General features: G+C 66.4%; 11 protein-coding genes. 10 read left to right on the forward strand and 1 reads right to left on the reverse strand.

Annotated elements, in window-relative coordinates:
• From ON34_RS10405 to mftM, 5 genes are all read left to right on the forward strand, one after another.
• Positions 1-150: DUF779 domain-containing protein (locus ON34_RS10405; protein WP_157172248.1), on the forward strand; the 150-nt coding region annotated here is incomplete at its 5' end.
• Positions 151-937: 787 nt separating this feature from the next.
• On the forward strand, positions 938-2,230 hold the full coding sequence (gene mdo / locus ON34_RS10410; RefSeq protein ID WP_040777628.1) for an NDMA-dependent methanol dehydrogenase: 1,293 nt from the start codon (positions 938-940) through the stop codon (positions 2,228-2,230).
• A 76-nt stretch (positions 2,231-2,306) separates the two neighbouring features.
• Positions 2,307-3,416, forward strand: a complete 1,110-nt coding sequence (locus tag ON34_RS10415; RefSeq protein ID WP_040777631.1) for an AAA family ATPase — start codon at positions 2,307-2,309, stop codon at positions 3,414-3,416.
• An 8-nt stretch (positions 3,417-3,424) separates the two neighbouring features.
• Positions 3,425-4,936 carry a VWA domain-containing protein gene (locus tag ON34_RS10420; RefSeq protein WP_040777634.1) on the forward strand — a complete coding sequence of 504 codons (1,512 nt, stop codon included), beginning with the start codon at positions 3,425-3,427 and terminating at the stop codon, positions 4,934-4,936.
• Entirely contained in the window at positions 4,933-5,823 is an 891-nt protein-coding gene (mftM, locus tag ON34_RS10425) for a mycofactocin oligosaccharide methyltransferase MftM (RefSeq protein WP_040777636.1), read from the forward strand. The genes ON34_RS10420 and mftM overlap by 4 nt, the downstream gene beginning before the upstream one ends.
• Positions 5,824-6,335: 512 nt before the next feature.
• Here the strand turns inward: mftM and ON34_RS10430 are convergent.
• Complete coding sequence (locus tag ON34_RS10430) at positions 6,336-6,950, reverse strand: TetR/AcrR family transcriptional regulator (RefSeq protein WP_245547968.1); 615 nt, start codon at positions 6,948-6,950, stop codon at positions 6,336-6,338.
• A gap of 99 nt (positions 6,951-7,049) precedes the next feature.
• Here ON34_RS10430 and ON34_RS10435 point away from each other — a divergent pair, with 99 nt between their 5' ends.
• The 5 genes from ON34_RS10435 to ON34_RS10455 all read left to right on the forward strand — a co-directional run.
• Positions 7,050-7,943 carry a metal-dependent hydrolase gene (locus ON34_RS10435; protein ID WP_040777639.1) on the forward strand — a complete coding sequence of 298 codons (894 nt, stop codon included), beginning with the start codon at positions 7,050-7,052 and terminating at the stop codon, positions 7,941-7,943.
• Positions 7,944-7,954: 11 nt separating this feature from the next.
• A complete protein-coding gene (locus ON34_RS10440; protein WP_040777642.1) occupies positions 7,955-8,995 on the forward strand; it encodes a PDR/VanB family oxidoreductase in 1,041 nt (346 codons plus the stop codon).
• Between the two features lie 20 nt (positions 8,996-9,015).
• Positions 9,016-9,537 carry an SRPBCC family protein gene (locus ON34_RS10445; RefSeq protein ID WP_245547969.1) on the forward strand — a complete coding sequence of 174 codons (522 nt, stop codon included), beginning with the start codon at positions 9,016-9,018 and terminating at the stop codon, positions 9,535-9,537.
• A 22-nt stretch (positions 9,538-9,559) separates the two neighbouring features.
• Positions 9,560-11,026, forward strand: coding sequence for an aldehyde dehydrogenase family protein (locus ON34_RS10450; RefSeq protein ID WP_085997054.1), 1,467 nt, complete (start codon positions 9,560-9,562; stop codon positions 11,024-11,026).
• 2 nt (positions 11,027-11,028) lie between these two features.
• Positions 11,029-11,264: NAD(P)-binding protein (locus ON34_RS10455; protein ID WP_040777649.1), on the forward strand; the 236-nt coding region annotated here is incomplete at its 3' end.

The raw sequence follows: 11,264 nt of genomic DNA on the forward strand, positions 1-11,264 counted from the left end.
ATCGACGTGGTGCCGGGACGCGGCAGCGGGTTCTCCCTGGAAGCGCCCGAAGGCGTGCGCTTCCTGATCCGGTCGCGGCTGCTCACCGACGCGGAACTCACCGCCCTGGAAACCGAACCGCCGCCCACCGGAGCGGACCTGTCGCACTGACCCGGTGCACCGGCGCTGATGGATACGGTAGCGCCCGTGCACCGCCATGGCTGCCCACCGAACCGCCGCCTCGGTGGGCAGCCCCTCCGATTCTCCGTATTGAGTGGGTTCCCGGGAATGCGGCCCACTCGATGAATGTCGCCGCATTCAATATATCGTCAGTCGTGCGCTTCGCTCTGAAGGGCTGCGGAAACGCTGGCGCGAATGGAATCGTTCTGTCGCGCGGTGCCGAATTGATGTCAGAGCATGGCGGCTGGACTATCCGCAGGTGTATATGCCTCAGCCGACGCTGCGTTAGTCGGCTCTACCGAATTCCGATCGGCGTAGTTGCGGTGCGCCGTGGCGGCGAGCGGTCCATTCCCGCCGCCCCGACAGGATCTACCTCGGGGTCGACGTCCTTGTCGACCGCCCTCGGCGCCTTTGCCGTGCGGCGGAGCGGCGGAGCACTCACACCCTGAGGTACGAAGATCCGGTCCGGTTCCTTTCGGATCGGGCATCACCGGGAGATCTCGGTATCCACGGTGCGCTGGAAAGGTTGCCGGAAGGTTGGCGGTTTTCGGTGAATAAGTTCGGCTGGCGACCGAGGAGGCATGCCGTGCGAAAAAATTTTACTGCCACCACCTGGAATCCCTGATCAATCGGACAGTGGGCGCCGCCCATTCGATTTGGGTCCGTGTTTCATCCGAACAGTTTCGAGCCGAATGACTTCCGGAGATGTGATCGCGGCCATACGGTCGATTCACCGGGATATCCCGGAATGTGAATTACCTTCCGAAAGGATTGGACGATGCAGGTAGACGAGCTGATCAAGCCGTTTCCGATCAAGGAGTTCCACCCCTTCCCCCGAGCCCTCCTCGGCCCTGGCGCACATGAGATCATCGGCCCCGAGGCATTGAAGCTCGGCTTCAAGAAGGTCCTCGTGATGACCAGCGGCCTGCGTGGCACGAATATCGTGAACAAGATCGTCGGTTCGCTCGAGTACCACGGCCTCGAGGTCGTGCTCTACGACAAGGTCGAGTCCAATCCGAAGGACTACAACGTGATGGATGCCGTGGCGTTGTACCAGCAGAACGGTTGCGACAGTTTCGTCTCCATCGGCGGCGGCTCCTCGCACGACGCTTGTAAGGGCGCGCGAATCTCCGTCGCCCACGACGGCCGTAACGTCAACGAGTTCGAGGGCTTCAACAAGTCGGAGAACCCGAAGAACCCGCCGCACATCGCCGTCTCCACCACGGCAGGCACCGGCTCGGAAACCTCGTGGGCGTACGTCATCACCGACACCACCACTGACCCGGGAAACCCGCACAAGTACGTGGCCTTCGACGATGCGGCCGTGGCGACGCTGGCCATCGATGACCCGGTACTGTATTACGACCTGCCCAGCGACTACACCGCGCAGTGCGGATTCGACGTGCTCGCGCATGCCTCGGAGCCGTACGTCTCGCGGCTGAATTTCATCCCGTCACTCGGCAGCGCGTTGCAGTCTATCGAACTGGTGGCCCAGCATCTACGCACCGCCACGTGGAACCCGACCGACTTGTCCGGCCGGGAAGGCATGATGTACGCGCAGTATGTCGCCGCGCAGGCGTTCAACTCCGGTGGCCTCGGCATCGTCCACTCCATCTCGCACGCCGTGTCGGCGTTCTACGACACACACCACGGCATCAACAACGCCATCGCGCTGCCGCGGGTGTGGGCGTTCAACATGCCTGTCGCCTATAAGCGATTCGCCCGCATCGCGGAGGCGATGGGCGTCAATACCCACGGCATGTCGGACGTGCAGGCCGCTGACGCCGCGCTGGCCGCCTCTATTCGGCTGCTGCGCGACGTGGGCATCCCGGAGAAGTTCACCGACATCACCAAGGACACCTACAGCAAGTGCCGGCTCGGCTCAGGACCCACCGAGTACTACGAGAACAACAACGTGATCAAGGGCACGGACGACGACATAGACCGCATCACCCGGCACATCCTCGGCGACACCTGCACGCCGGGCAACCCGAAGGAGTGCACCTTCGAGACGGTCCGCCCAGTGGTTGCCCATTGCATGCACGGCGACCTCGACGACCTGCTGAGCTGACCATCCGAACCGGGCCGCGGACGAAGTGGAGCCCCATTCGTCCGCGGCCGACTCCCTTATGCCCCGAAGGACCGTCATGCCGGAGAAATCGCAGACTCTGTTCGCCAGCGTCGAGGACGTGCGGGAAGCACTGTCCGCGACCGGATACATCGCCGACCAGCGACTCGCCACCACGGTTTTCCTGCAAACCCGCCTGGAGAAGCCGTTGCTGATCGAAGGACCGGCCGGTGTCGGCAAGACCGAGCTCGCCAAATCGCTCGCGATGGCGACCGGCCGAAGACTGTTGCGGCTGCAATGCTACGAGGGCCAGGACGAGACCCGCGCGCTGTACGAGTGGGACTACGGCAAGCAGTTGCTCTACACCCAGATCCTGCGGGAGAAGGCCGGGCAGATCGTCGCCGGCGCCACCGGCCTGTCCGACGCGGTCGAGCGAATCGGCCAGCAGGACAGTGTCTTCTACTCCGAACGCTTCCTCAGCCCGCGACCACTGCTGGAGGCGGTGCGCTCCGAGGAACCGGTGGTGCTGTTGATCGACGAGATCGACCGGGCCGACGAGGCTTTGGAGGCGGTGCTGCTGGAATTCCTGGGCGAATACCAGCTCTCTGTGCCGGAGCTGGGCACCTTCCGCGCCGTGCACCCACCGCTGGTGATTCTGACCTCCAACAACACTCGCGATCTGGCGGCCGCGCTGAAACGGCGCTGCCTGCACTTGTTCGCCGACTATCCCTCGGCCGAGCGAGAACTGAACATCATCCGCACCAAGCACACCGGACTGGACGACGCGCTGGCCGCGGAATTGGTCCGAGTCGTGCGCGCCCTGCGCGCGCTGGGGCTGCGCAAATCTCCTAGCATCTCCGAGACCGTGGATTGGGCACGCACTCTGGCCGTGCTGAATGCACGGACGCTGTCGCAGCGCGTGCTGGCCGACACCATGTCGGTAGTTGTGAAATACGACAAGGATTTGACCACCGCACTCGATTCACTGCCCCGGCTGCTCGATGGCGACTTCAGCGAACCAGTTCGGCCCGACCCCGCCGACGCCGTGGACGGGCGCGAGGTCCGCGACGCCATGGACAGTCCAGGCCGCTTCGACGAGGGCTACTACGGCGGGCAATCCCGCACCCTCACCCGCACGTCCGTGACCGCCAGCCAGGGTGCGCGGTCGTTCCCGCGACGTGGACGTTAGGCGCGGGCATGGAGGCGACACTGCACCGGTTCGTCGGCCTGCTGCGGCGGTGGGGCGTGCGGGTGTCGGTGGCCGAGGCCATCGACGCGATGCACTGTGCGCGCCAGCCGGGCGTCCTAGCCGACCGGGAACTACTGCGCTGCGCCCTGCGCACGGCGTTGCTCAAGGATCAGCGCGACACGGCCGTGTTCGAGGACCTGTTCGACGCGTTCTTCGCGCAGGTCCGCATCGGCGGCGCGACGCACGCCACCGGATCCGGCGCCGGGCGTCCGGGCAGCGTCGACGACATCCCGTCCTACACCGGCGATCTCGATTCGTTCACGCTGTCCGGCGAGCCATCAGAAGCGGAGTCCAGTGCAGGTGCCCGCCCCGAGGACGTCCGCCATCTGTTCGACACCGACATCTTGGCATCGAGTTTCAATCTCAGCCAGGACGACGGCATGATCGACCTGTCCGCACCAACTGATGAGATCGCTTTCTCGCACGGCAATCAGATCATCGACAACGAGGGGTTCCGCATTCAGCTGGAGGCCCCGCGCATGCATGCCAGTGGTGCCCCAGGGCAGCTGACGAGCGCTCCTGGTGCGATGGTCGAGCTGGGGCTTACCGCTGAGGAGCAGCGAGCGCTGCTGGACTGGCTGGGCGACCCCGACGATCCGGACGCAGCAGCCGCGTTCGAGGATGCGCGGGTCCTCGGCGATCTTCCGGCCGCCCTGCAACGCCACGCCGAGGCACTGTTGGCGTTGGAACGGAATATGGGACAACCGGATCGTCGTCGTGTGGTCGCGGTTGGCGAGCTCGACGGCGCCGACCGGACCGAATTGGAGGATGCCCTGCGCCGGATCGTGCGCTCGCTGGGCGGCGCCCGCACCCATCGCCGCACCGTAGCGCCGCGCGGCCGGGTCGACGCCGCTCGCACGATGCGCCGCTGCCTACGCTATGACGGCGTGCCGTTCACCCCGGTCACCGTACGGCGGCCCGAGGACCGGCCACGCCTGGTCGTGCTCGCCGATGTGAGCTTGTCGGTGCGCGCGACCGCGCACTTCACCTTGAATCTCGTGCATTCGTTGCAGGATTTGGTCGCTCAGGTGCGATCGTTCGCCTTCGTCGCCGATGTCGTGGAGACGACCGCGCTGTTCGCCGAGCACCATGCCGAATCGGCCTTGGGGGCGCTGTTCGGCGGCGATCTGCTGGATCTGGATGCCAACTCCGACTATGGCTCGGTCTTCGGCGACCTCCTCGCCGAGCATGCGGGGGCGCTGTGCCGGCGCACTACGCTGCTCATCCTCGGCGACGGCCGCGGCAACGGCAACGATCCCGGACTGGCGGAATTCGCCGAGATCACTCGCCGCGTCCGCGAAACCATCTGGCTGACACCCGAGCCGAGGTACTCCTGGCGGCTGGGCAGCTGTGACCTTCCGGCCTATGCCGACTACTGCAACCGAGTGCGGGTCGTTCGCGGACTCCGCGAACTTGCCCGGACTGCACGGGATCTCGGTGCGGAGGTGGCGGGGCGGTGACCGGAACCGAGGTAGCTGCCGCAGTGGATCCGCTGGCGCCGCTGTGCGATGGATTCTACGACGACGGTGTGGTCCGCGTCGGCGGGGTGCGCGACGGTTCGACGCGCCTGAGGACAACGCACTTTCATGTCCGGCTCGCCGACAACCGGATCGTGGTCGGTCACCGCTTGACCCGGCACGACCTCGACAACGACGTCACCGGGATGATCGCCGACGAACTTTTCCGCTCCGGCCCGCTCACCGGTACCGAGCTCTTCGAGCGAGTGCTCACCGGCGTGGTACGCACCACCGTGGCGGAGCCGCTGACGGCCTGGAACACGTTCTACGACAACACGCTGGCGAAGATCCGTGCGCTGTGGACTATGACGCCTGAGCCGGGAACCCCGATCGCCGACATGGCCCCGGTATACCGCCGCGCCCTGGCTTTCGTGCCGCCCGGCCGGGTACTCGACCTCGGGTCCTGCTTCGGCTTCTTCCCGCTGCTGCTCGCCGAGGGCGGTCGCCACGACGCGATCGCCACCGACCTGGTCCGCGGCAGTATGGCACTGCTGTCGCGAATCGCGCGGCTGCGCGGTACGGCGTTGGACACCTTGGCCTGCGACGCGGTGTCGGTTCCGCTGCCGGACGACTGCGTGCGCACCGTCACCGTCCTGCACCTGCTCGAACACCTCGATCCGGTCCAGGCGCGGGCCGTGATCGCGGAGGCGGTACGCGTGGCCGGGGAGCGGGTGGTGGTCGCGGTGCCGTTCGAGCAGGAGCCGGATGCCACCTACGGTCATGTGCGCACGTTCGACCTGGCCGAATTGGCGGTGCTGGGTGTCGAGACCGGCTTGCCGTTCACAGTGTCCGAACATCACGGCGGGTGGTTGGTGCTGGACACCAGATGAGGTGCACCGAGTGCGCCACGGTTCGGCTTGGCCGCCCTCCGCCGGACCGGTCAGCGAGTCGCCGCTGCGTTCGGATCACGGCGGCCACGATATCGGACGCCCGCGCGGCACGAACTCACTCCACGCGTTCTCCCACAATGCGACGATCGCCGGATACCGTGGCCCCCACTTTTTGGCGGACTCACCGAACCGCTCTTTTGCCGCTCGGCCAGCTTCTTGGTATCCACCGCGTCCTTCTTCGCCACGAACATCGAGTGCCTCCAACACTGCTCGATCCTTCCCGCCGAACTGTCAGCTCCGGCCAGTCAGACCCAGGTCGAATCCGCCGTTGTTCCAAGGTTCTGACACTCCCAGTGGCCCCGGTTGCTCGTCGCCGAGACCGCCGGGCTCCGGTAGTGCCGTAATCCAGGCCGAGTTGCGCGGTAATACGACCGGTTCCTGTTTTGGCGACCGCTGTCAGGGATTGGTTCGGTGTCAGCCCGGTCTGTGACGGTATCGGCGTGCCGACTGCTTCAGCAGACGATGATCGGCAGCAGGTACTTTCGCGCGAAATCGTTCATCTCGGAGTCCGAGTCGAGCCGCATGCCGCCGTCCGGGGCGAGGATCAGGGAGTGGACGACGCGGCAGACGACTTCCGCGCGGGCCGTCACGTCCGGGGTCTCGGGGAGCAACTCGCGCTCGATGGCGCGTTCGAGGGCGGCTGCCGCGGTCGCCACGGACATCGCGAATGTCGTCGCGCCCTCGGTGGTGAGTTTGGTGATCATGCGGTCGGGCTCGATCGTCAGCATCCGGTGGACCAGCGAGTGGTTGCGCCACCGAGTGAGCACGGTGACGAAGATGTCGGCGACCAGGTCGGCGATGTTGTCGTGCCGGTCGGGGATCTGCGCCACTTCGGCGAGGACGGCGCCGACCTCGCGGCTGACCACTGCTCGCACCAGGTCGTCGCGTGAGCCGACGCGCCGGTAGACGGTGACGCGGTCGACGCCCGCCTGGCGGGCGACGTCCTCGATGGTCGTCTTCTTGACGCCGACCTTCTCGAACTGGACCAGGGCCGCGTCGAGGATCCGCGATTCGACGCTGTCGTCCTCGTTTTTCGGGCTGACGGGGCTGGTCGGCTCGGCTATCACGCCTCGAAGCCTAGCAGTTTTCGAAGGCTCTGCAACATATGGCAACCAAATGTTGCGGCAACATTGCAATGCAATTTGTTGCGGTGTATCGTCCGATCTATGGCTGAGAAAGCTGCTACGACGGAGCGCCCCTACCGCGACGAGGCGCACGCGATCAACGCCCGCGACGTCCGGTTCGACTTCGACTCGGTTCCGATGCACTACATCCCCGGCGAGGTGCTGGCGACCCACATCGTCAACGTGATGCATCTGGTTCTGCCCGAGGGCGAGCGCGCCATGGCGCAGTGCCTGGCGGAGGCCCTCCCGCATATCGACGACGAGCGGCTGCGGGAGGAGGTGCAGGGTTTCATCGGCCAGGAATCCATGCATGCCAGCAGTCACGAGAGCGCGCGCAAGCATCTGCAGTCGATCGGCCTGGATGTCGATTCCTACGTGTCGAAGGTCGCCTGGCTGGTCGACCGCGTCCTCGGAGACCACGGACTCACCGGCCGTGCCAGCGAGGAATGGCTGAAGGATCGCCTCGGCCTGTTCGCCGGCATGGAACATTTCACCGCGGTGATCGGCGAATGGCTGCTGAACGCGGACATCCTCGAGGAACAGGGCATGCATCCAGCGATGCTGGACCTGGTCCGCTGGCACGGCGCGGAAGAGGTCGAGCATCGCAGCGTCGTGTTCGACGCGTTCCAGTACGTCGACGGGAGTTACGCGCGCCGGGCGCGTACCGCGATCTTGGCCACGGCCACACTGCTGCCGCTGTTCATCGTGTCGACGGCGTACCTGTACAAGAGGGATCCGTCGGAGCACAAGGGCCGGTCGTGGATCCGGCAGTTCGTCAGCGCGACCCGGCGCGGCGTGATCCCAAGTTGGACAGTGTTTTTCACCGAAATGCCGAGATATCTGCGGCCGAGCTTTCATCCGTCGCAGCTGGGCTCGATGGACACCGCACTGCAGTATCTCGCGCACTCGCCCGCAGCCCGGGCGGCCGGTCACTGATGGGAAACGTCATGGGCACAGCGGAATTCACGCCGCCGCCGAGCCTGCGCATGCTCGGCACGGTGATCGATACTTATAAGCACGTCTTCGTCTCCGGTCCGGCCGCGCCGCTACTGTCGAGATCGAAACCGGTGCGGCGTTACGGATTCGATCTCGATCTGGTGGTCGATCGAGTGCACCCGGAGGCAGTCGACGTGATCGGCTTCACGCTACGCCGGGCGGATGGCGGGCCGCTGCCGCGGTGGCGGCCGGGAGCGCATCTCGATGTGTTCCTCCCGTCCGGCAAGCAGCGCCAGTACTCGCTGTGCGGCGATCCGAACGACCCGTTCCACTATCGAATCGCGGTGCGGCGCATCATCGATGGCGGGGGAGGGTCGATCGAGATGCACTACGCCGTGCGGCCCGGCCAATTGTTGCGGACGCGCGGGCCACGCAATGCGTTCACCTTCGTGGATGCCCCGTCATACCTGTTCATCGCGGGCGGCATCGGCATCACACCGATCCTGCCGATGGTGCAGGCGGCCGGGGCACGCGGCCACCTGGTGTATCTGGGACGGACGCGGGATTCGATGCCGTTTCTGGATGAACTGCCCGGCGCCGAGATTCGTCCCGACGACGAATGCGGCCTGCCCGATATCGCGGAACTGCTGAAGCGAGCGGAACCGGGTGCGGCCGTGTACGTGTGCGGTCCGCCGCCGGTACTGGCCGCTGCCCAGCGCAGCATGTTCACGATCAATCCGACCGGGTCGCTGCACACCGAGCGCTTCTCCGCGCCGCCGGTCACCGACGGACGGGAATTCGATCTCACCCTGGCCCGCACCGGCCGCACCATCCGGGTCGGTGCCGACGAAACCGCGCTTACCGCGATCCGGCGCGCGGTTCCCGGAGCGGTCTACTCCTGCCGGCAGGGTTTCTGCGGCACGTGCAAGATCGGCGTGCTGGCCGGGCAGATCGATCACCGGGACCACATCCTGCCCGACGCCGAGCGCGGCGATCACATGCTCGCCTGCGTGTCCCGCGCGGCAGGCGACTCCCTGGTCATCGACCTCTAGAACGATCCGAAGGGACGACGATGTCCATGGCACAACGCTACGCACTAGCCGAATCCGATGACGCGTTCCTCGCGACGACGGCCCGGCGTTACGAACACACCGTCGAGATAGCGGCCGGCCCTGACACGGTATGGGCGGCGCTGACCGGTGACGACGCGCTGGTCTCCTGGTCCACGGTGATCACCGGGATCCAGTGGACCACGCCACGCCCGTTCGGCGTCGGCACGACCCGAACGGTGACCCTCGGGCATCTCATCCGGCTCGACGAGCGGTTCTACCGCTGGGACGACGGTGAACGCATGACTTTCACCGTGGACGCCGCCTCCATCCCCGGGCTACGACGTTTCGCCGAGGACATCGCGCTCACGCCACACGCGGGAGGCACCCGGCTCACGTGGACCTTCGCGCTGGAAGGCGAACCGGCGCTGCGACCGCTGCTGGCCCTGGCCGGGCCGGGCAATCGACTCGTCACCGCCGCCATCGCCGGGGGCATCGCACATCGGATCCGCACCAGCCGGGAACGGGGAACTGATGTCCGTTGACACGAAAACGCCGAATGCTGTCATGGTTTCCACTTTCGAGGTGCGCAACCCGGCGACGGGGGAGACGGCGGGTGCCTACCCCGTGCACACGGCGGCGCAGGTGGACGCGGCGGTGGCCCTCGGCTACGAGGCGGCGGCCTGGTGGGCGGATCTCGGGTTCGCTGGCCGCGCACGCCGGCTCGACGCCTGGCGTGCCGAAATTGCCCGTAGGCGTGACGCGCTGGCCCGTGTCGTGCACGAGGAGATGGGCAAGCCCATCTCCGACGCCAAACTCGAAATCGTCATGGCGCTCGAGCATCTGAAATGGGCCGCGCGGCATGCGGAAAAGGTGCTCGGGCGACGGCCGGTGCCGTCGAGCCTGCTGACAATCAACCATGCGGCCGAGGTCGAGTACCGTCCGTTCGGCGTGGTCGGGGTGATCGGCCCGTGGAACTACCCGGTGTTCACTCCGCTGAGCTCGGTCTCCTTCGCGCTGGCGGCGGGCAACGCGGTCGTGTTCAAGCCGAGCGAGTACACCCCCGGCGTAGGCGTCCTGCTGGCCGAGATGTTCTCCCGCGTCGTGCCGGAAAAAGCTGTATTGCAGGTGGTTACCGGGTTCGGCGAGACCGGTGCGGCGCTGTGCCGCAGCAACGTCGGCAAGATCGGATTCACCGGTTCGACCGCCACCGGCAAGCGAGTGATGGCGGCCTGCGCGGAGAACCTGACACCGGTACTGATGGAATGCGGCGGCAAGGACGCACTGGTCGTCGATGCCGACGCCGATCTCGATGCGGCCGCCGATGTCGCCGTGTGGGGCGGCATGTCGAATGCGGGCCAGACCTGCCTCGGTGTGGAGCGGGTGTACGTGCACACCGCCGTCTACCGCGAATTCGTCGCGAAGGTGGTGGAGCGGGCAGCCACCGTAGGCGCGGGTACCGGCTCGGCCAAGATCGGTCCGATCACCATGCCGAAGCAGATCGAGATCATTCGCGGGCACATCGGGGACGCGCTGGCCCGTGGCGCGCGGGCGCTGCTCGGCGGGCCCGACGCCATCGACGGACAATTCGTACAGCCTACCGTCCTCGTCGACGTCCCCGAGGAGGCCACGGCCGTCACCGAGGAGACCTTCGGTCCGACGCTCACCATCACCGAGGTCGCCGACATGGACGACGCCGTCGACCGGGTGAACGCGACCTCGTACGGGCTCGGTGGCACGGTGTTCTCCGGTCGCAACGGCCAGGCCGTCGCCGATCGCATCCGGGCCGGCGGCGTCTCCGTCAACGCCTTCGTCGCGCATGCGCTCGTTCCGGCGCTACCGCTCGGCGGTGTCGGCGACTCCGGATTCGGCCGGGTGCACGGCCCTGATGGACTCAAAGAGTTCGCCTACGCCAAAGCGACGACGCGACAGCGCTTCCCGTCGCCGCTCGCGCTCACCACATTCGCCCGCAGCGCGGCCGCCGACGCGATCGTCGACCGCCTCATCGCGGTGCTGCACGGAAGGATCCGATAGCGATGAGCGACTCGATCGAACATCGGCACATCGTCATCGTCGGCTCGGGTTTCAGCGGCATCGGTCTGGCGATCAAGATGCGGGAGGCCGGATTCGAGGATCTGGTGATTCTGGAGCGTGCGGATGACCTCGGTGGTACCTGGCGCGCCAATACCTACCCGGGATGTGCCTGCGACGTGCCCTCCCACCTGTACAGCTATTCCTTCGCGCCGAACCCGGACTGGTCGCGCACCTACGG

It is taken from the genome of Nocardia pneumoniae NBRC 100136 (assembly GCF_000308755.1).
Classification (GTDB): Bacteria; Actinomycetota; Actinomycetes; order Mycobacteriales; family Mycobacteriaceae; genus Nocardia; species Nocardia pneumoniae.